Origin of the sequence: Caballeronia sp. DA-9 (assembly GCF_051615025.1) — a bacterium.
Lineage (GTDB): Bacteria > Pseudomonadota > Gammaproteobacteria > Burkholderiales > Burkholderiaceae > Caballeronia > Caballeronia sordidicola.
In genome coordinates, this window is sequence record NZ_CP195133.1 from 3,428,399 (window position 1) to 3,453,525 (window position 25,127).

25 protein-coding genes are annotated in these 25,127 nt (G+C 60.0%); 10 read left to right on the plus strand and 15 right to left on the minus strand.

All coding sequences use genetic code 11. The features are described 5' to 3' along the window. The first annotated feature begins 18 nt into the window (after positions 1 to 18). The 5 genes from ACRWA7_RS32040 to ACRWA7_RS32060 all read left to right on the plus strand — a co-directional run bounded on the left by ACRWA7_RS32040 (position 19) and on the right by ACRWA7_RS32060 (position 5,373). Positions 19 to 1,032, plus strand: a complete 1,014-nt coding sequence (locus ACRWA7_RS32040) for an ABC transporter substrate-binding protein (protein WP_060857749.1) — start codon at positions 19 to 21, stop codon at positions 1,030 to 1,032. A 128-nt stretch (positions 1,033 to 1,160) separates the two neighbouring features. Continuing rightward, positions 1,161 to 2,732, plus strand: a complete 1,572-nt coding sequence (locus ACRWA7_RS32045) for a sugar ABC transporter ATP-binding protein (protein WP_438394682.1) — start codon at positions 1,161 to 1,163, stop codon at positions 2,730 to 2,732. Continuing rightward, positions 2,729 to 3,718, plus strand: coding sequence for an ABC transporter permease (locus ACRWA7_RS32050; protein ID WP_438394683.1), 990 nt, complete (start codon positions 2,729 to 2,731; stop codon positions 3,716 to 3,718). The genes ACRWA7_RS32045 and ACRWA7_RS32050 overlap by 4 nt, the downstream gene beginning before the upstream one ends. Before the next feature lie 12 nt (positions 3,719 to 3,730). Continuing rightward, entirely contained in the window at positions 3,731 to 4,687 is a 957-nt protein-coding gene (locus ACRWA7_RS32055; RefSeq protein ID WP_438394685.1) for an ABC transporter permease, read from the plus strand. Between the two features lie 83 nt (positions 4,688 to 4,770). Then, on the plus strand, positions 4,771 to 5,373 hold the full coding sequence (locus ACRWA7_RS32060) for an alpha-ketoglutarate-dependent dioxygenase AlkB family protein (RefSeq protein ID WP_438394686.1): 603 nt from the start codon (positions 4,771 to 4,773) through the stop codon (positions 5,371 to 5,373). 3 nt (positions 5,374 to 5,376) lie between these two features. On the opposite strand, the gene ACRWA7_RS32065 is transcribed toward ACRWA7_RS32060, so the two are convergent. Next, positions 5,377 to 5,769, minus strand: a complete 393-nt coding sequence (locus tag ACRWA7_RS32065; protein ID WP_060857744.1) for a RidA family protein — start codon at positions 5,767 to 5,769, stop codon at positions 5,377 to 5,379. Positions 5,770 to 5,876: 107 nt separating this feature from the next. On the opposite strand from ACRWA7_RS32065, the gene ACRWA7_RS32070 reads away from it, so the two are divergent. Beyond that, on the plus strand, positions 5,877 to 6,377 hold the full coding sequence (locus ACRWA7_RS32070; RefSeq protein ID WP_060857743.1) for an MgtC/SapB family protein: 501 nt from the start codon (positions 5,877 to 5,879) through the stop codon (positions 6,375 to 6,377). A gap of 75 nt (positions 6,378 to 6,452) precedes the next feature. Further along, on the plus strand, positions 6,453 to 7,676 hold the full coding sequence (locus tag ACRWA7_RS32075) for a DUF2252 domain-containing protein (protein ID WP_060857742.1): 1,224 nt from the start codon (positions 6,453 to 6,455) through the stop codon (positions 7,674 to 7,676). Between the two features lie 48 nt (positions 7,677 to 7,724). Here the strand turns inward: ACRWA7_RS32075 and ACRWA7_RS32080 are convergent, their stop codons facing one another. From ACRWA7_RS32080 to ACRWA7_RS32110, 7 genes are all read right to left on the minus strand, one after another. Next, a complete protein-coding gene (locus tag ACRWA7_RS32080; protein WP_438394689.1) occupies positions 7,725 to 7,988 on the minus strand; it encodes a hypothetical protein in 264 nt (87 codons plus the stop codon). A 132-nt stretch (positions 7,989 to 8,120) separates the two neighbouring features. Beyond that, complete coding sequence (gene ggt, locus ACRWA7_RS32085; protein WP_060857740.1) at positions 8,121 to 9,758, minus strand: gamma-glutamyltransferase; 1,638 nt, start codon at positions 9,756 to 9,758, stop codon at positions 8,121 to 8,123. A gap of 48 nt (positions 9,759 to 9,806) precedes the next feature. After that, positions 9,807 to 10,670 carry an ABC transporter permease gene (locus ACRWA7_RS32090; protein WP_438394690.1) on the minus strand — a complete coding sequence of 288 codons (864 nt, stop codon included), beginning with the start codon at positions 10,668 to 10,670 and terminating at the stop codon, positions 9,807 to 9,809. Beyond that, the gene (locus ACRWA7_RS32095) at positions 10,670 to 11,614 is read right to left on the minus strand and encodes an ABC transporter permease (protein WP_438394692.1); all 945 of its coding nucleotides are present in this window, start codon (positions 11,612 to 11,614) and stop codon (positions 10,670 to 10,672) included. The genes ACRWA7_RS32090 and ACRWA7_RS32095 overlap by 1 nt, the downstream gene beginning before the upstream one ends. 7 nt (positions 11,615 to 11,621) lie before the next feature. After that, complete coding sequence (locus ACRWA7_RS32100) at positions 11,622 to 13,124, minus strand: ABC transporter substrate-binding protein (RefSeq protein ID WP_438394694.1); 1,503 nt, start codon at positions 13,122 to 13,124, stop codon at positions 11,622 to 11,624. 15 nt (positions 13,125 to 13,139) lie between these two features. Then, on the minus strand, positions 13,140 to 14,237 hold the full coding sequence (locus tag ACRWA7_RS32105; protein WP_438394695.1) for an ABC transporter ATP-binding protein: 1,098 nt from the start codon (positions 14,235 to 14,237) through the stop codon (positions 13,140 to 13,142). Beyond that, positions 14,234 to 15,268, minus strand: a complete 1,035-nt coding sequence (locus ACRWA7_RS32110; protein WP_438396845.1) for an ABC transporter ATP-binding protein — start codon at positions 15,266 to 15,268, stop codon at positions 14,234 to 14,236. The genes ACRWA7_RS32105 and ACRWA7_RS32110 overlap by 4 nt, the downstream gene beginning before the upstream one ends. A gap of 159 nt (positions 15,269 to 15,427) precedes the next feature. Between ACRWA7_RS32110 and ACRWA7_RS32115 the strand changes: the two genes are divergently transcribed. Together ACRWA7_RS32115 and ACRWA7_RS32120 are read left to right on the plus strand one after the other, a co-directional pair. Next, positions 15,428 to 16,291 carry a LysR family transcriptional regulator gene (locus ACRWA7_RS32115; protein ID WP_438394696.1) on the plus strand — a complete coding sequence of 288 codons (864 nt, stop codon included), beginning with the start codon at positions 15,428 to 15,430 and terminating at the stop codon, positions 16,289 to 16,291. A gap of 167 nt (positions 16,292 to 16,458) precedes the next feature. Then, entirely contained in the window at positions 16,459 to 16,734 is a 276-nt protein-coding gene (locus tag ACRWA7_RS32120; protein ID WP_060857733.1) for a hypothetical protein, read from the plus strand. Positions 16,735 to 17,106: 372 nt separating this feature from the next. On the opposite strand, the gene ACRWA7_RS32125 is transcribed toward ACRWA7_RS32120, so the two are convergent. From ACRWA7_RS32125 to ACRWA7_RS32150, 6 genes are read right to left on the minus strand one after another with little or no spacing between them, the layout of a single operon-like run. After that, positions 17,107 to 17,469 carry an L-rhamnose mutarotase gene (locus tag ACRWA7_RS32125; RefSeq protein ID WP_438394697.1) on the minus strand — a complete coding sequence of 121 codons (363 nt, stop codon included), beginning with the start codon at positions 17,467 to 17,469 and terminating at the stop codon, positions 17,107 to 17,109. A 3-nt stretch (positions 17,470 to 17,472) separates the two neighbouring features. Beyond that, complete coding sequence (locus ACRWA7_RS32130) at positions 17,473 to 18,591, minus strand: mandelate racemase/muconate lactonizing enzyme family protein (RefSeq protein WP_438394698.1); 1,119 nt, start codon at positions 18,589 to 18,591, stop codon at positions 17,473 to 17,475. Positions 18,592 to 18,615: 24 nt separating this feature from the next. Beyond that, positions 18,616 to 19,467, minus strand: a complete 852-nt coding sequence (locus ACRWA7_RS32135; RefSeq protein WP_438396847.1) for a carbohydrate ABC transporter permease — start codon at positions 19,465 to 19,467, stop codon at positions 18,616 to 18,618. A 13-nt stretch (positions 19,468 to 19,480) separates the two neighbouring features. Further along, a complete protein-coding gene (locus ACRWA7_RS32140; protein ID WP_060857729.1) occupies positions 19,481 to 20,422 on the minus strand; it encodes a carbohydrate ABC transporter permease in 942 nt (313 codons plus the stop codon). A gap of 34 nt (positions 20,423 to 20,456) precedes the next feature. Beyond that, positions 20,457 to 21,788, minus strand: coding sequence for an ABC transporter substrate-binding protein (locus ACRWA7_RS32145; protein WP_438394701.1), 1,332 nt, complete (start codon positions 21,786 to 21,788; stop codon positions 20,457 to 20,459). Between the two features lie 57 nt (positions 21,789 to 21,845). After that, complete coding sequence (locus ACRWA7_RS32150) at positions 21,846 to 22,910, minus strand: ABC transporter ATP-binding protein (RefSeq protein ID WP_438394703.1); 1,065 nt, start codon at positions 22,908 to 22,910, stop codon at positions 21,846 to 21,848. Positions 22,911 to 23,102: 192 nt separating this feature from the next. Here ACRWA7_RS32150 and ACRWA7_RS32155 point away from each other — a divergent pair, with 192 nt between their 5' ends. Then, entirely contained in the window at positions 23,103 to 23,894 is a 792-nt protein-coding gene (locus ACRWA7_RS32155) for an IclR family transcriptional regulator (protein WP_438394705.1), read from the plus strand. A 250-nt stretch (positions 23,895 to 24,144) separates the two neighbouring features. Here the strand turns inward: ACRWA7_RS32155 and ACRWA7_RS32160 are convergent, their stop codons facing one another. Further along, positions 24,145 to 25,116: a VTT domain-containing protein gene (locus ACRWA7_RS32160; RefSeq protein ID WP_438394707.1), complete on the minus strand. Its 972-nt coding sequence runs from the start codon at positions 25,114 to 25,116 to the stop codon at positions 24,145 to 24,147. Between the last annotated feature and the right edge of the window lie 11 nt (positions 25,117 to 25,127).

Sequence of the window (25,127 nt, forward strand, 5' to 3'; positions counted from 1 at the left end):
TCCATACCGGAGGAAGACATGCTGTCGCTTGAAAACCTGAAAACATGCAAGACCCCGTTCCGCGTGCTTGCCACATCTGTGCTCGCGCTTTCCATGGCGGCGGCATTCGGCGTCGCGCACGCCGATGAATCCGGCTTGCCAAAGCTCGCAAACAAGAAACCGCTGCGTGTGGGTTTTGCGCAGACCGAAAGCAACAACCCGTGGCGTCTCGCGGAAACCAAGAGCTTCAAGGACGTGGCGGCGAAGTGCGGCTGGCAGATGGTCATGACCGACGCGAACAGTTCGGCATCGAAACAGGTCGCCGATATCCAGAGCATGATCGCGCAGCACGTCGACTTGATCGTGTTCCCGCCGCGTGAGGAAAAACCGCTTGCGCCCATCGTGCTGCAAGCAAAGAAAGCCGGCATTCCGGTGATCCTGGTGGACCGCAACGTCGACCAGTCGGTGGCGAAAGCCGGCCAGGACTACATCACGTTCATTGGTTCCGACTTTATCGATCAGGGGCAGCGCGCGGCGAACTGGCTCGTGAAGACCACGGGCGGCAAGGGCAAGATCATCGAACTGGAAGGTTCGACCGGTGCGTCGGCGGCCAACGACCGCAAGAAAGGTTTCGACGACGTGATCGCGAAGAATCCGGGTCTGCAGATCATTGCTTCGCAGAGCGGCGATTTTGCTCGCGACAAAGGCCGGCAAGTCATGGAAACGCTGCTTCAGGCGCATCCCGACGTGACCGCCGTCTACGCGCACAACGACGAAATGGCGCTCGGCGCGATCGCGGCCATCAAGGCGGCGGGCAAGCAGCCGGGCAAGGACATCACCATTGTGACCATCGACGGAACGAAGGGCGGCATGGACGCCATCGCGGCCGGCGAACTCGGCGCGAGCGTGCAGTCGAGCCCGTTCTTCGGGCCGCTTGCGTGCGACGTGGCGCAGAAGTTCGCGAAGGGTGAAACCATTCCGCCGTGGGTGAAAGTTTCCGACCGCTTCTACGACAAGAGCAACGTGGCGCAAAGCATGCAGTACGGCTACTAAGGCGACCGAGGCCGTTTAGCGACGCATCACTGGGTAACAAAGGTGTTTTGAAGCGGCGCGCCCGGTCTTTCGCCGGCCGTCGCTTCTTTTGTATCCGGCGGACCATCACGCCCAAGGAGACGGATTCGATGAACACGCCCACTCAACCGCCGCTGCTCGACATGCAGGACATCGACATCAGCTTTGGCGGCGTGGCCGCGCTGCGGCACGCGCGACTTTCGGTCTCGGCGGGAGAAGTGCACGCGCTGATCGGTCAGAACGGCGCGGGAAAATCCACGCTCATCAAGATCCTGACCGGCGCATACCGGCGCACGGCGGGCACGATTCGTTTCGATGGCCGCGAAGCCGATTTCCGCACGCCGAAAGAGGCGCGCGAAGCCGGCATCAGCACGATTTATCAGGAGATCAATCTCGTCCCGTTCCGCTCGATTGCCGAGAACATTTTTCTTGGCCGCGAGCCGCGGCGGTTTGGCCTGATCGACTGGCAGACGATTCACCGGCGTGCGCAGGAACTGCTCGATTCGTTCGGCTTGCAGATCGACGTCAGCAAACCCGTACGCGAGTTTTCCACTGCAATACAGCAGATGGTGGCGCTTGCGCGGGCGGTATCGTCGGAAGCGAAGATGGTCATCATGGACGAATCCACCTCTTCACTCGATGAACGCGAAGTCGAATTGCTTTTCAGCGTCGTGCGGCGTCTGCGCGACGATGGCCGCGCGGTGATCTTCGTGTCGCATCGGCTGGACGAGTTGTATGCGTTGTGCGACCGCGTGACCGTCATGCGCGACGGGCAAACGGTCGCCGAAAGCCCGATGGCCGCGCTCGACAAGCTGCAACTGGTGACCACCATGCTCGGGCGCACGCTCGCGGCGGTCGTGCAGGAAGACAGCGCGGTGAAGGAAGCGAATCTGGCGAAGCGCGGCGCGACCGCGATCAGCGCGAAGAATATCGGCGCGGGCGCGAAAGTGACGGACGTCTCGCTCGACGTCCACGCAGGCGAAGCCGTGGGTCTCGCCGGCTTGCTGGGCTCGGGGCGCACGGAAACCATGCGGCTGATGTTCGGCGCGGACGCGGCCGAGCGCGGGGCGCTTTCCATCGATGGGAAACCGGTCAGTTTCAAGTCGCCGCAAGACGCGATTGCGCGCGGTATTGCGTATCTGACGGAGGATCGCAAGGGCGACGGGATCGTGCCCGAGCTGTCCGTGCGCGACAACCTCACGCTCGTTTGTCTGCGCACGCTCACGCGGCATGGTGTTGTCGATGTCGCGAAGCAACGCGCGATTGTAGACAGGTTTATTGAATCGCTCGGGATCAAGCTGCGTTCGCCGGATCAGCCGATTCGCGAGTTGTCGGGCGGCAATCAGCAGAAGGTTCTGCTCGCGCGGTGGCTGGCGACAAACCCATCCCTGCTGCTGCTCGACGAACCCACGCGCGGCATTGACGTCGGCGCGAAAGCCGACGTTGCGAAGATCATCCGCGAGTTGCGCGACTCGGGGCTGGCGGTACTGTTGTCGGCATCGGAACTGGAAGAACTGACGGCGGTCGCCGATCGCGCGGTCGTGATCCGCGATGGCAAGACCGTTGCCGAACTCGACGGCGCGCGCATGAGCGAGGCGTCGATCATGGACGCGATCGCATATGGATCGGGCGAAGAATCGGTGCTGGCGGAAGCCGTCGACGCCAAAGAAGGTCAGCCATGAATCAGAAAACTCAACCGGCCGCCGCCGTGGCGCCTGTCGGGCAAACCGTGCAGAAGAAGAAATACCGCATCACGATCCAGCGCGAGATTGCCGTGCTGCTCGCCATGGTCGTCTTCAATCTGCTTTTCACGCAGCACTTCTGGTCGCTGCAGACGTTCAACGTCAACCTCACGCAAGTGGTGACGATCGTGATCGTCGGCATTGGGATGACGCTGGTCGTGGCGACGGGCGGTATCGATTTATCCGTCGGTGCTTCAATGGCAATAGCCGGTTCGCTCGCGCCGATGATCTTCATGAACGTCGCCGGGCCGTTCGGGATTGCACTGGCGTTTGTGTTGCCGGTTCTGGCCGCGGCGCTTTGCGGCGTATTCAACGGCTTCCTGGTGACACGGCTTTCCGTACAGCCGATTGTCGCCACGCTGGTGCTGTTTATCGCGGGGCGCGGCATTGCGCAGGTTTTCACGGATGGCAGCCTGCAAGCCTTCAACAATCCCGCGTTCCAGTGGATTGCATTGGGCCGCGTCGCGGGCGTGCCGGCGCAAGTGTTCCTGATGCTCGCGCTTGTCGCGATATTCGCGTGGATCGTGCGCAAGACCTTGTTCGGGCAGTATTTGCTCGTGACTGGCGGCAACGAACAGGCCGCGTATTTGAGCGGCATTCCGACCACGCGCGTGAAAATGATCGCCTACACGTTGTGCGCCGCGCTGGCGGGACTGGCCGGCTTGATTTCGATCTCCGTGAATTCATCGTCGGATGCGAACGTGATCGGCCTCGGTTCCGAACTCGATGCGATCGCAGCCGTCGCCGTAGGCGGCACGGCGCTGACGGGCGGCAAGGCGTACATAGTCGGGACGCTGATTGGCGCGCTGATCATCCAGTTGCTCAGGTACACCCTGCTCGCCCACGGGATTCCCGACGCAGCCGCGCTCGTTGTGAAGGCGGGCATCATCATTGCCGCCGTTTATGTGCAGCGGCGCCAGCGCTAGGGAGACATCGACATGAAAAAGAACCTTCCCATCCTGTTGGCGCTCGTGGCGCTGCTCGTATTCGGCGTGATCCGATACGACCATTTTGCATCGGCCTACAACATCACCTCCTTCTGGCGATACAACTCGATGTTCGCGTTGATCTCCGTGGGCATGGCGTTTGTGATCATCACGGGCGGCATTGATCTGTCGGTGGGCGCGGTGGCCGCGCTGGCGAGCGTGGTGGCGGCGCTGGCGAGCCCGCATGGAGGCGTGGCGGGTGTGTTGGCGGGCGCGGGTGCAGGATTGGCGGTCGGCGTGTTGAACGGGCTCGTGATCACGCATATGCGAATCCTGCCGTTTATCGTGACGCTCGCGACTAGCCTTGGCGCGCACGGCATGGCGCTGTTGCTCGGCCATAACGACGCGGTTTCCATCGCGCCTGATTCCAGCTTTGGCAACTTTGGCCAGGGCGATTTGCTCGGCTTGCCAATACCGGGAATCGTCGCAGCCGTGGCTGCGGTTCTAGGCTGGCTCGCGCTCAGAAGCACACGGTTTGGCCGCCACGCATTGGCGATTGGCGGCAGTGAAGAAGCATCGCGGCTGATGGGCTTGAACGTCGACCGGACGCTGGTCCTGGTCTACGCGCTGAGCGGCCTGCTTGCTGGTTTGGCTGGCGCAATCCTCGCCGCACAGTTCGGCGCCGGACAGCCGAACGAAGGCATCGGCTGGGAGTTGTTCGCCATATCGGCGGTCGTGCTGGGCGGCACATTGCTTACCGGCGGACAAGGATCGATAGCCATGACCATTGCAGGCGTCGCATTGCTCGGGCTCGTGTTCAACCTGCTGAACTTCGAGAATGGACTGGGCTTTATCAGCTTGTCGGCGTACTGGCAGTCGGTGATTCGCGGCGTGTTCCTGCTGCTGGTGATCGTGCTGCAGGCGCGGGTGCTGAGAAAACGCGTGACGGTGACGAAAGTGGCGCATTGAACGGGTACGGCAAATCAGTGCGCAAACTCCGGGATAAACAATCTGCTAACTTACGATGACCAACCCAAACCCGACGCATCGCCATGTTCGACCTTTTCGACGATATCCCCAAGCCGGACATCGACTGGCTTCCTAAGTGGCTGGACGCGGCGACGGCCTCGGACACCATGGCCGCGTTGATCGATGAAGTCGTGTGGCAGCAGGACATCATGAATACGCCTGCCGGAAAAGTGCCGTTTCCGCGGCTCACCGCGTGGCAGGGCGATCCGGGCGCGGTCTATGTGTATTCGGGCATTCGCAACGTTCCCAAACCGTGGTCGCCGACGGTTTTACTGCTGAAAACGAAAGCCGAAACCGCCGCGAAAACCGCGTTCAACAGCGTGTTGATCAACCGCTACAGGACCGGCATGGACAGCATGGGCTGGCATGCCGATAAAGAACGCGAACTCGGGCCGGAACCGGTCATTGCATCGGTGAGTCTTGGCACCACGCGAACCTTCGAGTTCCGCCATACAAAGACACGCCAGGTGCATGCGCTGAAACTGAACCACGGCAGTTTGCTCATCATGCGCGGACGCACGCAACTGGAGTGGGCGCATCGTGTACCGAAAGAACCCGAGGCGCGCGGCGAGCGCATCAATCTCACCTTTCGCTACGTGGATGCAACGGCAAGCCCGCGCAGATAACCTTCACCGCTTCGCGACGAAATCAATCTCCACGAGCGCATCGCGCGCCAGCCCCGTCACGCCGATGCACGTGCGCGCCGGCAACGGTTTGGGTTCGAAGTAGCTTTTGTAGACATCGTTCATGGCTGCGTAATCACGTTTGAATTCGGTCAGGAAAATCCGCACGCTGACTACGTTATCCAGCGACAATCCCACGCCCTCCAGCACGAGGATCAGGTTATCCATCACCCGGCGCGTCTGCGCCTGAACGCCTTCGGGCAAGGGCTTTGAATCGTCGTCGGGGTCCGTGGGCATCTGGCCGGTGAGGAACACCCAGCCATCGGCTTCGGCCGCGTGGGAGAAAGGCGCGACGGGCGTGGGAGCGGCGGCGACCATCGTGAAGGTGGGTAAAGTCATATGTGTTTCCTTGAAAAGGCACGGCCCGTTACCGTACCGGATCAAAATTACGGCCGCTTCGTAAAACGCGTCAAAATAGGGGCGTAACCATTTACACGAAGGCCCTGATGCTCCCTCTTCCCGTTCTCACCGATGTCGTCATCCGCATGTTCTGGGCACTTGCAATTGGCTGCGTTATCGGCGTGGATCGCGATCTGCACGGCAAGCCCACCGGCATGAAGACGCTCGGGCTCGTATCTCTCGGCGCGTGCCTGACGACCATGGCCGCGATGGGCTTCACCACTCAAAGCACGACCCTGAGCACGGATGTTTCCCGTGCCATTCAGGGCATTGTGACGGGCATCGGCTTTCTCGGTGCGGGCGTGATCGTGCAGACGCCAGGACAGCACCGGATTCGCGGACTGACCACGGCGGCGTCGATCTGGGTCACGGCGGCAGTGGGCATTGTTTGCGGACTGGGCGTGTGGAGCGTCGCCGTCATCGCGACACTGATGTTGATCGCGCTATTGATAATCGGCCGGAAAGTCGAGAAGGCGCTGCACAGGCAATGGATCGCGAAACCGGCTGCGGAGCGCGAAGCGAACACCGATCTTGAAGACCTCGGATGATCGCAAGACCCTACAAAATCATTACAAATCAACGGCATGCGTCTTGCTCAATGGGAGCACCAACAGGACGATCCCATGCCCAAGAAAAAATCTTCCGCCCTTCCGGGCCCCAATGATCGTCAGGCGCGGCTCACTGCACGCCGCAACATGAAAATGGCCGAATCCGCGCACGCGTACGTGCGCGGCAACACGAGCAAATTCTATGAATGGCTCGACGGCATAGAAGGTCACACCTTGCCCGAAGGCCCGGCCATCTGGATTTGCGGAGATTGCCACACCGGCAATCTCGGCCCGGTCGCCAACACGGATGGAGACGTCGAGATCCAGATTCGCGATCTCGACCAGACGGTGATCGGCAATCCGGCGCATGACATCGTGCGGCTGGGTTTATCGCTGGCAACGGCGGCGCGCGGGTCCGACCTGCCGGGCGTCACGACTGCGCGCATGATCGAAGCGTTATCGGAAGGCTATGAACATGCGTTCGACGCCACCGCCAAGGATCGCCCGATCAAGAACGCGAAGCCTGAAGCGGTGCGCGTGATGATGAAGGAAGCCGTGCGGCGCACCTGGCAGCAACTGGCTATAGAGCGCATAGAGGACGTCGAGCCAAGCATTCCGCTCGGCAAGCGTTTCTGGCCGCTCGATAAAGAAGAACGCAGCGAGATAGAAGCCTTGTTCGAGCGTCGCGAGATTGCCGACATTGCCGTCGCGTTACGCAAGAACGCCGACGAGGAAAATGTCTCGGTCATCGACGCCGCGTATTGGGTCAAAGGCTGCAGTTCGCTGGGGCGTCTGCGTTATGCGGTGCTTCTCGACGTGGATGGTGGCGCGGTGGAAGGCGACGACCTGTGTCTTATCGATATCAAGGAAGGGCTGAAGGCTGCCGCACCGCGTTATCCCGGCCAGGACATGCCGCGCGATAACGGCGAGCGCATTGTGGAAGGCGCGCGGCATTTGACACCGGCGCTCGGCGAACGCATGCGCTCGGCGCGGCTGAACGATCGCTCCGTGGTGATTCGCGAACTCCTGCCGCAGGACATGAAACTGACGGTCGAGCAACTGACGCAAGAAGAAGCGATGAAAGCCGCGCGTTTCCTCGCAATGGTAGTTGGCAAAGCGCACGCGCGGCAAATGGACAAGGCAGGGCGACGCGCGTGGTTATCGGAATTGCGGCGGGCGCGCAGCAAATCGCTCGATGCGCCTTCGTGGCTCTGGAAAAGCATCGTGGCGCTGGTGAGCAGTCATGAGGCGGGTTATCTGGAACATTGCCGGCGGTATGCGCTGACGCCAGCTTTATGACGCAGTAACAAAAAAGGCCGCTCGGTTCTGCGAGCGGCCTTCGGCAAATCAATATCCGTGGCGATCATGCCAGCGATGCTCACGCCATTCATGATGCCGCCATTCACGGCGGCGCCATGCGCGTTCACGCCAGCCATCGTCACGATACCCACCGTATCCGACGACCACGGGCGGCGGCGCATAGACGGGAGCCTGCTGTGCGTAATATCCCGGTACGCCAATCCCCACGTCCACGTTGACATGCGCGGAAGCTGCCGCCGATGCCATCAGGACGCCCAGCCCCAGTACCGCACCCAGTATCTTCTTGTTCATCTAGTCTCTCCGCGCACTTGTTTGTGCTCTTGGCTTTTGCTTGTTTACGCAACCAAGTGTAGGAGCGGCATTCAGATACAGGTGCTACGGGAATGCGATAAAAGTAACCGGGCGTATCTTGAAAAGTCCGAATCAGAAGCCAGCCGCCAATCCATCTCTCCGGCTATCGCTCGCAGCAACATACCCGCGCTCGGGATCGTTACGATCCAGCTTCCAGATGTACTGCCCGGAACCAAAGTCCATATAAGGATCGTCGACGGATTTGATCGTGTGGCCGTATTCCTGCAGCGCCTTCACCGTTGCCGTATCCAGCGTCGCTTCAACGTCCACTGTGAAATCGCGATTGACCTTCCAGCGCGGTGCATCGCAGGCGGCTTGTGGTTGCTGGCCGTAATCGAGCATGCGCACGATGGATTGCAGATGCCCTTGCGGCTGCATATCGCCGCCCATCACGCCGAAACTCATCACGGCCTCCTGCGCGCCATTCACCTTTTGCGTGAGGAACGCCGGAATGATGGTATGGAACGGACGCTTGCCGCCTTCGACCACGTTCGCGGACTTCGGGTCCATCGAGAAACCGAAGCCGCGATTTTGCATCGCAATGCCCGTGTCCGGCACGACCACGCCCGAACCGAAACCCATGTAGTTCGACTGGATGAAACTCACCATCATGCCGCGCTCGTCCGCCACCGACATATAGATGGTCCCGCCCGCCGGCGGCATGCCGAAGTCGAAGTGCTTGGCCTTGTTCGGATCGATGAGTTTTGCGCGCTCGCTGAGATACGCGTCGTCGAGCATCTGCTCGGGCGTGACATCCATTGAACGCGGATCGGCGACGTACTGGTAGACATCGGCGAAAGCGAGCTTCATGGCTTCGATCTGCAAATGCTGCGACTCGATCTTGTCCACGGTCAGCGCCTTCACGTCGAACTTGTCCAGAATGCCAAGCGCGATCAACGCGGCGATGCCCTGCCCGTTCGGCGGAATCTCATGCACGGTGTAGCCGCGATAATCCTTCGATATCGGCTCGACCCAATCCGCCTTGTAGTTGCGCAGATCGCTGGCTGTCATCGCGCCGCCGTGCTGCTTCGCGAACGCCGCGATCTTCTCGGCGATCTCGCCTTCGTAGAACGCGCGCGGACCTTTCTCCGCGATGGTGCGCAGCGTCTTCGCGTGTCCCGGATAACGCATCAGTTCGCTGATTTCCGGCGCACGGCCGCGCGGCATGAAGGTCTCGGCGAAACCGGGGTAATCCTTCAGTTCGGGAATTGCCGCCGCCCATTTATACGCAACAATGCTCGCGACCGCATGACCACGCTCGGCAATTTCTATGGCCGGTTCCATCAGGTCGGCGAACGGCAACGTGCCGAATTTTGCGTGCAGCGCTTCCCATCCCGCGATCACGCCCGGCACCGTTGCTGCATCCCAACCGCGCTTCGGATTGTTCGCAATGCCGTTCTGCTCGCCGTATTTGTTCTTGAAGTAATCGACATTCCACGCCGCCGGCGATACACCCGACGCGTTCAGTCCGTGCAGTTTCTTGCCGTCCCAAACGAGCGCAAACGCGTCCCCGCCAAGACCGCACGATACCGGCTCGACCAGCGTGATGGCAGCGGCGGCGGCAATGGCGGCATCGACCGCATTGCCGCCTTTCCACAACATTCGCAAGCCCGCCTGCGCTGCAAGCGGATGCGAAGTCGACACGATATTGCGCGCGAACACCGGCAAGCGCGGCGTGGGATAAGGGTTCTGCCAGTTAAAGCGGGTCATGGGAAATTCGTCCCTTTGAGTAGTGAAAGTGTTTCAGTCAGGCGTTGTTCAAAGCTCACGCGGATCGAGCGCGTCGCGCAGTCCATCGCCTAGAAGATTGAAGCCGAGGACCGCAAGGAAGATCGCGATACCGGGGAATATCGACATCCAGGGCGCCTGGCTCACGAAGTCCTTGGCGGTGTTCAACATCGATCCCCAAGACGGCGCGGGCGGCAATTGCCCCAGTCCGAGGAACGACAGGCTGGCTTCCGCGATGATCGCCATGGCAATGGTCAGACTCGCCTGCACGATGATCGGCGGCAGCACGTTGGGCAGGATGTACCGGACGATGATGCGAAAATGGCCGAGCCCAATTGCGCGTGCGCCTTCCACGTAATCCTCCGCCTTGACGCTGATTGCCTGGCCGCGCGTGAGGCGCACGAAGCGCGGCATGGCCGAGACGCCGATGGCGATCATTGCGTTGGTGAGGCTCGGGCCAAGGAACGCGGCGAGCGCAATCGCGAGGATCAGGAACGGGATGGAAAGCAAGGCGTCGGTGAAACGGGAAACGACGCCATCGACGAACCGGCCGAAATAGCCTGCAAGCAAACCCAGCGGCACGCCGATCACGACCGCGATTCCCACCGACACGACGCCCGCCAGCAGCGAAGCCCGCGCCCCCCAGAGCAGACGCGTGAGGACGTCGCGGCCGAGTTCATCGGTTCCGAACCAGTGACTCGCCGAGGGCGCCTGCCGCACGGTCATGAAGCTCGCCTGAACGGGATCGTAGGGCGAAAGCCACGGCGCGAATACCGCAACGAGGATCACCAGCAGCACGATCACCGCGCCCGCAACCGCCGCGCGATTGCGCATGAAGCGGCCCAGCGCGCGGTTGCGCTTACGCGGCAACACGGTTTCCACAATGGTCGCCATCAGCTTCTCCTCAAGCGCGGATTGAGGAGGATGTACAGCACGTCCGCGAACAGATTCACCACGATAAACCCGACCGCCGTCACCAGCACCACGCCTTGAACGACAGCGTAATCACGATTGAAAACCGCATCGACAACCAGTTTGCCGAAGCCTGGAATAGTGAACACCTGCTCGGTCAGCACCGCGCCCGCGAGCAGCTCGCCGAACAGCAAGGCCAGGACCGTGACAATGGGAATCAGCGCATTGCGAAAGCCGTGCTTCACAACAACCGTGCCCTTCAACAAGCCCTTCGCGCGCGCCGTCCGGATGTAGTCGCTGCGCAGAACGCTCAGCATTGCGCTGCGCGTATGGCGCATCAATTGCGCGCCGAGCGCCGCGCCAAGCACGAACGCGGGCATCAGCATGGTCTTGATGCTCAGCCAGAAATCTTCCGCCGGAGAAACATAGCCCGATGACGGCAACAACTGCCACTTCACCGAAACAACAAAGATCAAGATGATCCCGAGCCAGAAATTGGGTATCGACATGCCGGTGAGCGCGAGAATATTCGCGCCGTAGTCGAGCGCGCGCCCCTTGTTCGCCGCCGATAAAACCCCGAGCGGAATGCCAATGCCAACGGCAATGATCATCGCCATCACGGCGAGTTGCAGCGTCACCGGCAGCTTCTGCGCAATGAGCTTCGTCACCGGCACATCGGTTCGCAGCGACGCGCCCAGGTCGCCATGGAAAATATCCCGTACCCATAAAGCGTATTGCACGGGCACGGGTTCATCGAGGTGATATTTCAGCCGCAACGTTGCGATGACTTGCGGATTCTGGTCTTCGCCTGCCATCGCCAGAACCGGATCGCCGGGCAGCATTTTTTGCAGGCCGAAGATCATCATCGACACCAGGATCAGTGTCGGGATTGCAACGAGCGCGCGGTTGGCGATGATTCGCAACATGAGCGCGTTATCCCTTGATGCTCACGCCGCGCAGACGAATCAAGCCGTCAGGATAAGGCGTGAAACCCTGCACTTTCTTCGACATTGCGTACGGCCACGGCTGTGCGTAGAGATAGATGATCGGGTCTTCGTCGGCGAGGATCTTTTGCGCGGCGTCGTAGGCCGTCTTGCGATCGGCGACCGTGGACTTCACGCGGGCGTTGTCCAGCAGTTTGTCGACATCGGGATTGCAATAACGCCCGTAGTTCAGGTTGCCCTTGCACGTTACGAACTGATGCAGATTGCCATCCGGGTCCGTGCGGCCAGACCAGCCGAGATACAGCAATTCGAAGTCGCCTTTGGTCGATGCGTTGAGCGCGGCCGCGTAATCGGTCGGGCGCAGCTTCAGGTTGATGCCGGCTTCCGACAACATGGCTTGCAGCATCTGCGCCATCTGGTTCGACACCGTGTTATTGCCGAACGTCAGTTCAATGTCGAGTTTCTCGAAACCCGCGGCCTTCAGCAACGCCTTCGCCTTCGGAATATTGCGTTTGGTGGTTTGCAGCGATGCATCGAAGTACGGGCTGTTCTTCGGAATCGCCTGGTTGATCGGCGCGAAGATGCCGCCGCCAATCACCTGATTGATCGCGTCGCGGTCGATCGACAACTCGAACGCCTCGCGCACGCGCTTGTCCTTGAATGCTTTCGGCGCGCGCGTTCCGTTCGATACGTTAAACGTGAGATCGTAGAAACCTAAACCGCTCATCGATATGAAGTTTAGGTTCTTGTCGCTTTTCACCGATGCCACGTCGGAAGGCGCAAGACGTTCCAGCATGTCGAGCGACCCCGAGCGCAAGTTCGCGAGACGCACGGTGCTGTCCGGAATCGGCTGGAAGACGACCTTCTGGATCGGGTATTTGCCGGCGTCCCAATAGCCCGCGAATTTCTCCAGCACAACGCGATCGTTCTGCACGCGCTGCACGAATTTGTATGGGCCCGAGCACACCGGATGCGTGGCAACGCCTGCGTCATCGGTCAGCGTCTTGGGCGCGAGCATCATGCCGGCGCGATCCGTGAGCGTGGCGAGCAACGCGGCGTCGGGCGCTTTCAAAACAATCGCGACGGTGCCTGGATCGACCACGTCCACATGATCGATCGACGCCAGTTCGCTCTTGCGATTGCTCGCGGGCATGGAACGCGAACGGTCGAGGTTGGCTTTGACGGCGGCGGCGTCGAACGGTTCGTCGTCGTGAAATTTCACGCCCTGGCGCAGCTTGAACGTGAGCGTCTTGTTGTCGGCGCTCATGCTCCACGAGGTCGCGAGCATGGGCACGATCTTCAGGTCCGGCCCAATGTCCACCAGCGAATTGCACAGCGAACTGAACACAATCCGGTCGACCACCTGGCTGCTTCGCGCCGGGTCGAGCGTGCCGATATCGTCCTGCAAGCCGATACGGATGGTCGAGTTCGACTGTGCCATGACGGCGCTGGTGCTGGCGGCGAGCGCCGCGGCCAAGAGAATCTTTCGCATCTGAATTTCCCCGTTTTATCGTGTATTCGAATGTTCTTTGAGCGCGCCATCAATGACGCCCTGACGCTGCCGATACACCGCGAGCCGCTCGGTCAGCTTCGGACTCACAATGGAAACAAGCGGCGCACCGCCGCCCGCATTCTGGATTTCGCGCCAGAAATGACAGGCTACGCGATGCCCGTTCGGCAAGGTTTCGTTGACCGGCTGTTCGTCGGCGCAACGCGCTTTTGCGTGCGGGCATCGTGGATGAAAGCGGCATCCCGAAGGCGGCGAAGTCGGGCTCGGCAAGTCGCCCGCAAGCGCCGCCTTGCTGCGGCGCTGACGCGGACTGCTTGCCGGAATTGCCTGAAGCAGCGCTTGCGTGTAAGGATGCAAAGGTTGATCGAAGAGATCGTCGACGTCCGCCATCTCCACGATTTCGCCCAGATACATCACCGCGACGCGATCGCTCATATGGCGGATCACCGCGAGATCGTGCGCGATCATGATCAGCGTGAGACCAAGTTCCTGCTTCAGCGATTCAAGCAGGTTGATCACTTGCGCCTGCACGGACACGTCGAGCGCGGACACGGGTTCGTCGCCGACAATCAGTTTCGGCTCGCCCGCCAGCGCGCGCGCAATGCCGATCCGCTGCCGCTGGCCGCCCGAAAATTCATGCGGATATCGTTCGGCATAGCCCGGTTGCAATCCCACCGTGCGCAGCAAATCGGCGACGCGCGTCTGAAGCGCCGCGCCTGTCGCGAGACCATGCAATGCAATCGGCTCGCCGATGATCTGTCCCACCGTCATCCCCGGATTCAGCGACGCAAACGGGTCCTGGAAAATGATCTGCATCTCGCGGCGCAAACGCCGCATGGGTTCGGTGCCCAGATGCGTGATGTCCTTGCCCTGATAGATCACGCGTCCTTCGGTGCTGTCTATCAGGCGCAGCAACAGGCGTCCAAGCGTCGACTTCCCGCAGCCCGATTCCCCGACAATGGCAAACGTCTCGCCCTGCTGCACGGAGAACGACACGCCGTTGACGGCATAGACGGTCGGCGCACGCATGAACAGGCTGCGCGTGCCGCCAAAGTGCTTGGTCAGTTCCTGCGCTTCGATGATGGGCGGGTTCATGCAGCCGCCTCGTTATACAAAGCCACGGACTCGACCGGCGCGACCCAGCATGCAACACGATGCGAGCCATCGATCATCTTGTCGGGCGGCACTTGTTCGATACACCGCTGCTCCACGAACGGACAGCGCGGCGCGAACCGGCAGCCCTTCGGCATTTGTTCCGGCGACGGCACCGATCCGCGAATCGTCGCCAACGCGCCTTCGCGTTTTCCCACCGATGGAATCGCGCCCATCAGACCAATGGTGTACGGATGCTGCGGGTCATCGAAGATTTCATCCACCGAACCGTATTCCACGATCCGCCCCGCGTACATCACGGCGACGTGATCCGCGACTTCCGCGACTACGCCCAGGTCGTGCGTGATCAGGACCATCGCCGTGCCGGTCTCGGCCTGCAGGTTGCGCACGAGCAATAAAACCTGCGCCTGGATGGTGACGTCGAGCGCGGTCGTGGGTTCGTCGGCAATCAGCAGTTGCGGGCGGTTGGCGAGCGCCATTGCAATCATCACGCGCTGGCGCATGCCGCCCGAGAGTTCGTGCGGGTAAGCATCGAGGCGTTTTTCCGGCGCGGGAATGCGCACGAGGCGCAGCATTTCCAGCGCTTCCTTGCGCGCCGCCGCGCCCTTCAATCCACGATGCCGCTGCACGCACTCCGCAATCTGATGCCCGATGGTGAACGCCGGATTGAGCGACGTCATGGGCTCCTGGAAGATCATGGACATGCGGTTGCCGCGGATATCGGCGAGTTCGCGTTCGCTGAGCCTGAAGAGATCGCGCCCGTCGAACATCGCCTTTCCCGCGACGATATTTGCTGGCGGGCTTGGCAACAAACCCATCATCGCGAGCGACGTGACGCTTTTCCCGCAGCCCGATTCCCCGACAATGCACAAGGTCTCGCCCGCGTTCACGGCAAACGAGACGTCTTCAACCAGGTTGGGCACGTTCGCGGCGCGCGAGAATTTCAGCGAGAAACCGCTGACTTCGAGTACTGGAGTTTTCGTGGGCTGATTGGAAAGCGGCTTATTCAACATCGACAAATTTCAACACTCCGCGGCGTGGCAAGACAAGCGGCGAGCTGCGCCATAGCTTAAGCGTAGTCGCCCAACATTCATGTTCATTATGTCCGGCGCAAAGCATCAGGAAATATTAAACTTTCTTTTCGACACTTAATGTTTCCTTGAATAACGCCGATGCCGACCATCCGGATGTTGAAGACTTTTCGCGCGGTCGTAAGGACGGGTTCCTTCGCCGCTGCCGCCGACAAGGTTGCGCTCACGCAAGCCGCCGTCAGCTTGCAGATGCGCGGCCTGGAACAAGCGCTCGGCCGGCAGCTTTTCGATCGCAGCGCGAGGCAGATTGTGCTGAGCCGCCAAGGGCACGAGATTCGTTCGAAGGTGGAACAGATCCTTGATCTGCTCGATGAACTCGAGGCCACGCCCGCCGATTCCATGCAGGGACCGGTCGTGATCGGCGCGGTGGTATCGGTGATTGGCGCGTTGTCGCTCGGCGTAGCGAAGTTGAAGACGGCGCATCCGGGGCTCGACGTGCGCTTGTTGTCAGCGCGCTCGGACGAACTCGCCGTGATGGTGGAACAAGGCGAAGTGGATATCGCCGCGATCGTCGCGCGGCCCGATCAGACGCTGCCCAACACGCTGAAATGGACGCCGCTCTATACGGAACCGCTGATGCTGGTCGTGAGCCGCGATATCGCCGATACCGATCCGCGTCGCATTCTGGCATCGAATGGATTCTTGAGGTTTGACCGGCGGGTGCGCACTGGCGTGGTCGTGGACCATGCGCTGACGGCGCTCGGGCTGGAGGTGAAGGAATATCTGGAGCTGAATTCAATTGAAACAATAGTCGCGCTCGTCAGGAAAAACGTGGGCGTGACGGTATTGCCGGAACTGCATCGGGCGGGATGGCAGGCTGATCCTTCGCTGCGGCTGATTTCGATTGCGCAGCCGCCCATTTTGCGGACGGTCGGAATGATCGAGCGGGCTTCCTATGGGCGAAGCAGCATTACCGCGGCGATTATCGAGACGCTTCACGGCTGATTTCTCGCATTTTGTCCGGGCATCTCATTATTCGCATATCCCGAAAACAGATTTGCGACTATCAAACACAATAAACCGATAGTAAGGGTATACACTGCATTTCATCGACGCAGTGAGCAGAACAAACCAGCCACTGCGCCCCTTATCACTGAATATCGGAGCGCATCATGAAAAAGAATCTTATTGCCACGTTGTTGATCGCCACTTCCGCTGCCTTGGCTGCGCCTGCATTCGCCAGCAGCGGTTACGGCCCGGCGCCGTCGTATAACCCGACGGTCGGCGCACCCGCTTCGCAACGCGGCCAAAGCGCACAAACCGTCGCCGCTGAAAACGCACAAGCCAACGCCGAAGCAAAGTCCTACGGCGGCGTGCAAGATACGCAATCTCAATCGGGCAGCCGCGTCCGTGCGAACACAACGCAATCGCTGTACTCGCATAACTAAGTTTGATGAATTTGCTCAAAGCCGCGATCGTCAGACTGACCCACATCCGCGACTCACGCAAAACGTAGGAAGCGGTAATGCCAATGCCGGATGAACCACACGTTCATCCGGCATTGGTTTTTGCGTGGAGCGAAAAGATTCGGTAAGACATCGGCTCGCGCGACTGCCGCAGCTTAATGTTGCCTTAAGGATCCAGCGCTATCTTGAAGCCTTGATCCCCCTGTAGTACCCCCTCTTAGGCCGCCCAGCGGCCTTCTTTTTTGGCCCTGCAATGAAGATGCTTTGGCGATTGTGTGTGGTTGCAGCATGTCTCATTGGCGGCGTTGCCTTTGCGGTGGCGATTTTCTCCGCGATTCTGCACATTGCCTGAATTCAAGCGCCCCTCTTCAATTTCGCCTGCATGTTGAACGCAAGTCTCATAGGTTGCCATTCGGCGCTCGTTGCATTCGGCAACGGCTGCTGAAAACTTGCCATCAACGCATTCCATTCCGTGACGCGCGGATGCGCATCGGCGCCGGCGACGAGTTTATCCAGGCTAAAATCGGGTTCGGTTTCGATCAGCATGACAAGCCGCGTTCCGCGCCGCCAGATCGTCATATCGATAATGCCCGACGCCTTCAGCGCTTCCAGCACTTCTGGCCAGACAGCTTCGTGATATTCATCGTATTGCGCGATCACCGCAGGGTCGTCGCGCAAGTCGAGCGCCAGGCAATGGCGGCTAACGATTGCACTCATGATTTATGCCGCCGCGCGGCCATCCACGCGAACATGCGTGCGCTGTGTTCCATGAATCGCGTCCCAATCCCAGTCGATCCCAATACCCGGTTCCATTGGCGCGACCGCATAGCCTTGCTCGATCTGGACCTGCTTGCCCGTCAACGCGTCGAGTTGCGGAATGTATTCAAGCCACGTTGCGTTAGGCACGGCGGCGCACAGACTCACATGCAACTCCATCAGGAAGTGCGGGCAGATCGACACGTTCATGGTTTCCGCGAGATGCGCAACCTTGAGCCACGGCGTGATCCCGCCAATGCGCGCCACGTCCGCCTGCACGATCGAGCATGCGTCCGCTTTCAGGTAATCAGCGAACTGCGCCGGGTGATACATCGATTCGCCGACGGCAACGGGCGTTGAGCTTGCCGCGTTTAAACGCCGATGCGCGGCGATGTTTTCAGCGGGCATAGGCTCTTCGAGCCATGCGAGACGCAGCGGTTCGAATGCGTTTGCACGCCGGATGGCTTCCGACAACGTGAAGCCCTGGTTTGCATCGACCATGATCTCGAAGTCATCGCCCATGGCTTCGCGAACCGCTGTGAGCCGCCGCATGTCTTCCGCCAGATGCGCGCGGCCAACCTTGATCTTCGCGCCATGAAAGCCAGCGTCGCGCGCCTGCACGGTTTGATCGACGAGTTCCTTATCCGGCAAATGCAGCCACCCGCCCTCGGTGGAATACGTGCGCGTGCGCGGCTTTGCGCCGCCCGCCGCAATCCACAAGGGGAGGTTTGCCACCCGCGTATTGCGGTCCCACAAGGCGGTATCGATAGCCGCGAGCGCCAGGCTCGTGATCGCGCCGACCGCCGTGGCGTGCGTATGAAAAAACAGGTCGCGCCAGATTGCTTCGTACTCCGCTGGATTTCGGCCAATCAGACGTGGTGCGAGATGATCGTGCAATAGCGCAACGATTGACGACCCACCCGTGCCAATGGTGTACGTATAACCCGTGCCTGTGCTGCCGTCGCTGCAATGGATCGTGACGAGCACCGTTTCCTGGACCACGAACGACTGGATTGCGTCCGTGCGTTTTACCTTGGGTTGCAGGTCGACCTGACGAATGTCGATGGTATCGATAGTTGTCATTCTTCTATTTCCTCTCAGCTTGATTCAACCTTTGACGCCGCCGAGCGTCAGGCCCGCGATCAAGTGTTTCTGCACAATGAACGTCAGCACGATTGCCGGAATGATGATGATCACGGCCATTGCACACATGCCGGCCCAGTCGACGGAGAACTGCGCGGTAAAGTCCATGAGCCCAACGGGCAATGTCTTGGTGTCGGGGCTTCGGCACAATTGCGTGGCGAGCGCGAACTCGTTCCAGCTCGTGAGAAAAGCGAAGATGCCCGCCGACGCAATGCCGCTTTTTGCAAGCGGCAACTCGATGCGCCAGAATGCTTGCCAGCGATTGCATCCATCAATTTGCGCGGCTTGCGACAACTCGACCGGAACCTCGCGAAAGAAGCCGTCAATGAGCCATACGGTGAACGGCACGTTCATGGCGAGATAGACCAGAATCACGCCAATGCGTGTATCGAGCAGACCCGTCCACGCCCAAAGCATGAAGATAGGCAACGACAACGCAATGCCCGGAATGGCGCGCGTGAGCATCAGCGTGACGAACATGACCTTCTTGTGCTTGAAGTCGAAGCGCGCGAATGCGTAACCGCCAAGTATGCCCACGGCAAGCGCGGCAACCGTGCTCACGCACGAGATGATCACGGAATTAATAAAATACTGGCTGATGGGAAGCGACGCCATCTGCCCATAGCCAAACATGCTTTTGAAGTTATCCAGCGTGTAACTCGATCCGACCAGCGGCGATTGATTCGAGAGGATCGCCACGTTGGATCTGAATGCGTTGAGCACCACCCAAAGCCCCGGCAGACAGATGATCGCCATGACGATAAACACGCCGAACCACATTGCCGACTTGCGCATGAATGCGCCTTTGATTGCCATATCGCTCATGATGTCAGGCTGGCCCCATGTGTTTGCGCGCACCGCTTAGCTTGCGGAAAAAATACAGCGTGAAGAGAATCGACACGAGCACCGAAACGTACGCAATCGCATTCGCATAACCCATGCGCGAATCGTCGTAGGCAATGCGGCCGACCATTGTCCAGAGCAACTCCGTGCGTCCGCCCGGACCGCCGTTCGTCATGATGCGCACGATGTCGTAGGCGCGGCCGACATCGAGTGAGCGAATCGTCATCGATATATAAACGAATGGCATCAGGTACGGCAGCGTCACGTATCGGAAGGTTTGCCACGACGTGCAGCCATCGACCTTCGACGCTTCTATGGGGTCCTTCGGCAACGCCATCAAACCGGCGAGCAGGATCACCGCGAAGATTGGCGTGGAGTTCCAGACCTCCGCCGCGATCAACGACGCAAGTGCCGAGTTCGCATCGACTAGAAACGGAAACGCCGACTTGGCGCCGAACAACGTCTGCATCAGGTTGTTCACAATGCCCGTGCTGTCGTTGAGCATGAACTTGAACTGGAAGCCGACGAGGACCGGCGAAAACATCATGGGAAACATCATCACCGTGCGCAGTGCGCGCTGTCCCCTGGTCACCTGATTGAGCAGCAGCGCAACGCCAAGGCCAAGCAGGAGTTCCAGATTCAGGGCGACGGTCAGGAACAGGATCGTGCGTCCGAACGCGGCCCAGAAGTCCGCGTTCGCAAACGCACGCCCGTAATTGCGCCAGCCGATCCAGTGCGAAAGCGTGTCGGGATCGGTGAGACGATAGGCCGTGAAGCTCGTATAAAACGAGAACAACAGCGGCAGCACCACCACTAACCCGACTGCAAAAAACGCGGGCAAAAGCAGTTTGACCGGCAGCGGAATACGCCAGCGCGGCGTTGCCAGAGCGGGCTCGCCGCCGATCGAATAAGGCGTGTTGGATTGCATCGGAAGCCTGGAGTCGTTTCGGTTGTATCAAGCGTTACTGGTCCGCCGCGTCCTGCATGATGTCCGCGACTTTCTTCGCGGCTTTGTCGAGCGCTTGCTGCGAGGTTTCATCGCCAATGATCGCCTTCTGCAACTCCGGCCATAACGCATTGGAAATTTCGTTCCATTGCGCAATGCGCGGCGGCGTGAACGAGTCTTCCTTTGCGGCCTGGCTAAACGTGGCAATTGCATCCGCCATGAAGTGATCATCCTTCGTCTTGAACTCCTGGACGATGGCTTGCTGCGCGTCCACGCGCGAAGGAATGGAGCCAAGCCGTGCTTCCACCAGCTGCGAATCCTTGCTTGTAAGGAACTGGATAAAGCTCGCCGCCACTTCCGGCCGCGCGCAGACTTTGGTAATGGAGAAGCTATGCGAACCGGACCAGCCCGGCCGCTTGTTCGCGGCGCCCAGCGGCGCGCGGACCACGCCTACATTGCCGGCGAGCTTCGACGTCTTGGGGTCGTTATAGAACGACGCAAATCCCGGCCAGTCGAGATCAAGCGCGACCTTGCCCGATGCAAAGTTATTGCCCAGATCGTCCCAGACATAGCTTGGAACGCCCTTGGGCACCACGCCGGCTTTATAGAGATTCACGAACCAGTCAAGCGTCTTTACGCCGGCCGGTGAATTGAAGACCGGCTTCATCTTGCCATCGAGTAACTGGCCGCCGTTTGCGACCAGCAGCGAATAGAACGTGCCTGTCAGCGCCTCGTCCTTGCCGGGGAATTGCGTTCCATAGAAATTCGGCGCCTTGGTAAAGAACGTGGCTTGCTGCGTGAACTCGGCAAAGTTCTTTGGCGGCGCGAGATCCTGACCAAACTTCTGCTTGTAGGCACCGCGATTCGCGGGATCGGCGTAGGCAGTCTTGTTGTAGTAGAGCGCTTCAATGTCCGTCGACCTCGGAATCTGCACGAGTTGCCCCTTCACCTCGGACTGCTTCAATAGCGCCGGCGCGAACGCCGCGAGATAGTTCGCGGGGAACAAGCCTTTGAGATCACGGAAGATCGGGTATTGCGCGGAAAAGTTCGTGTGATTCGACGACACGCAATAGTCGATATGCTGAGACGCAATGTCCTGCTTCAACTCGCGATCAAGCTCGAAGTGACTCTTGCGCGAGATGATCTCGACCTTCGCGCCAGTTTCCTTTTCCCAGAGCGGAATACGCGTGTAAAGCGCTTCGTATTGCACGCCGCCAATCAGCTTCACGCGCAGCGTATAACCTTTGTATTCGTTCTCGGCGCGTGCAGCGGTTGTTGCGGCCAGGCTTGCTAGAGCCAGCACGGATACGGCGATCTTCACCGCGGTTTTTATCGAATCTTTACGCATGGTGCATCTCCTTTGTTATATGCCGTGACGTCTCGCGCCAAAGCTTTCGTGTGTTTTCTAGCGCAGCCTGCGGCCGGTTCCGGTATCGAAGAGCAGTGTGTTGTCCGGCTCCGCGGCGAGCCGAACGCTTTGTGCAGGCTGCAAAGCCAGGCGTCCATTCACGATCACGCAGCAGCGCTGTCCCGCGACCGTGCCGAACAATTCGGTCGATGCGCCTGTAGGTTCCACGACATCCACGTTGAACTGAAGACCGCCGCTGCCCGCAACCAGAAGATGCTCGGGACGCACGCCGACCGTCACTTCTTGCCCTTCGCGAGCGTTGACTAGCGGAACCGGCAATGAGAAGTCGCCAATGCGCACGCGCGCGCCATCGCTCTGCAATTCATAGCGGCCGTTGAAAAAATTCATGGACGGCGAACCGATAAAACTCGCGACGAACACATTGTCCGGATCGTCGTAGAGGTCGAGCGGCGCGCCGATCTGTTCGATCACGCCGCCATTCAGCACGACTATGCGGTCGGCCATCGTCATGGCTTCGATCTGGTCGTGAGTGACGTAGACCGTCGTTGCACGCAGGCGCTGATGCAACGCCTTGATCTCCGCGCGCATCTGCACACGCAGCTTGGCGTCCAGATTGGAAAGCGGTTCGTCGAAGAGAAATACCTTGGGATCACGCACGATGGCGCGCCCCATGGCGACGCGTTGCCGCTGACCACCCGACAAATGCCGCGGATAACGCCCAAGCAGTTCTTGCAGCCCGAGAATGGCCGCCGCCTGGTTGGCGCGCGTCGCGATTTCATCGGGCTTCAGATCACGCAGTTTCAGCGCGAACGTGAGGTTCTCCAGCACACTCATATGCGGATAGAGCGCGTAGTTCTGGAACACCATCGCGATGTCACGGTCCTTTGGAGGCAGGTCGTTGACCACGCGCCCGTCGATCATGATCCGGCCTTGCGTCACGCCTTCAAGTCCGGCAAGCGCGCGCAACAACGTGGACTTGCCGCAGCCGCTCGGTCCCACAAGCACGAGGAATTCGCCGTCCTTGACGGTCAGGTCGATCTGCGTCAACACCTGCACGGCGCCGAACGATTTCTGCACCTGTTTGAATGCCACTTCAGCCATCAGCGCCCCTTGTTTGTCGCACCCTTCACCGATGCAAATCATTTTAGAGATAAAACGCTCTTTCATATATGAATTTACGTCGGTGTTTTCCCGAAGGACGAAGACGCGCTTTTTCTATCGAAGGAGGCGCGTTGGCGGGTCTACAATCACGCCACACAAGCAGGCGAACATTCTGTAAATGACGGAGGGACTTTGGACACCACGCGATATTCGGCGCCGGCGCTCGAGAAGGGGCTGGACATCATCGAATTGCTGGCGAGCCATCCGGAGGGCTTGTCGCTGGCCGACCTTGGCAAGACGCTCGGGCGCACCACCGCGGAAATTTTCCGCATGGTCGTCACGCTCGAGACGCGCGGATACCTGCTCGCCATGGGTGATCGATACGTGTTGTCGCTATTGCTATTTCAGCTTGCGCACAGGCATCAACCGGTTCGGTCGCTCGTGACCACCGCCTTGCCGCTGATGACGCAACTCGCCAACGACGTGCGGCAATCGTTCCATTTGTGCGTGTATCAGGACGGCCGCGTGTTGATTGTCGCGGGCGTGGAAAGCCCGGAACGCTGGGGGTTTTCGTTGAAGGTCGGCACGCTGATCGGCATGACCGATACCGCTTCGGGTCAGGTCTTGATGGCGTTCCAGGAAGAACTCGAACGCAAGTGCATGTTGAAGCTTCACGTCCCGGTAGATGGCGAACTGCCTGTCGATGCAAAACAGCTTGCCGCCGATCTCGCGCGAATCCGCGAGCGCGGACATGCGCGAATGCCTAGCCGGCAAGTCAAGGGCGTGAAGAATCTCGCGTACCCCGTATTTGGACGCACCGGACATGCAATTGCCACGCTGACGACGCCATTTATAGAACGCATCGATAACGCGCCCGTGCCCGCAATGAACGAAGTCGGCGAACGCATGAAAGCGGCGGCGCAGACGCTGACTGAATTGATGGGTTTGAACGTGTATTGGGAACCTGGCGCAAGCGGCGGTTGAACGCGGCGTTTTCGTTTTCAAGTCAGGTTTCGATACTACGCAGCGCCGCCGACGACCGGACGTCTCGCCTCGTCCAGTCGCCGGCACGCCACCTCTCCCCTCGAACGCGCCGCTTTTCCCCGATATCCGATGCTGAACTGATCGATGTCAGCTTGTCCCCGTGCATCGTTGGGAGTATTTAGCCATGCGCCCGCGCGCAGCGCATCCCCACAAACGCATGGATACACACGGGTGGTAGTTGAAGCTGCAATCAGGATCGCGCCATGGATGCGCCCATTGCATCGAAATCAGGCGGCAGCGGTTCGACCGCGTAACCGAGCCGAACCCATTCGTCCAGTCCACCGTACAACGTCCGCACATTCACGAATCCTTTTGCGCGTAGCCGGCGGCTTACCCGGCGTGCGGCGACATCGCTCGAAGAGGAATAGACCACGATCGTGGCGGCACGAAGCGCGATATCGATACTTTCCAAGAGGTCCGGATCAAGCAAACGCGCGCCGGGAATCCGGACGCCCTGTTCGTCGCGATCAGCGCACTTGCGTGCCTCGACAACCACTGGCGGCGAGTTCGACCGCATCAGTTCACTGAGCTTGCGCGGCGTGATGACCCTGCGGCGCAGCCAGCGCCTGACGCGCCAGCGCAAGACGTATCGATAAATCAGGTAGAACAGCGCGGAAGCCGCGAGCACGTCCAGAATAGACGCGCCGTATGGCCTCAACACTATTAACAGCATCGCCAACTGCTGCTCGAACAGCGCCCCGCCCAACAGCCAGAACGAGGCCCACGCAAGCGTACCAGCCGCGTCCCACGCAACGAACTTCAGCGGCGAAATCATCGTCGTGCCCATCAATGGCGGCGTGATGAGCGCGAGTCCCGGGACGAATTTCGCCACGGCAACAATCGCAATACCGAAGCGCTCGAACAGATTGCGCGTGGTCCGGATGCTGGCATCGACGGAAAGCGAGCGGCGCGAGAAAAAATCCGTGAGGCGCGCGCCATAGATCCGTCCCGCGGAGAACCACGCGAAGTCGCCGATCAATGCCGCCAGCACTGCGGCGAGCAAGACGTGCGAGAAGACCAGAAGGCCGGCTGCGATCGCCGAGCCCGCAAATAGAAGCACGGGGATGATCGGCAATGGCACGCCAAGCCGCGTCACCAGCACGTTGACGAAAACGACTGCGCTGCCCCAACTGGTTATCGCCGACGGTGGAATCTGGATCAAGTGGCCGCCTC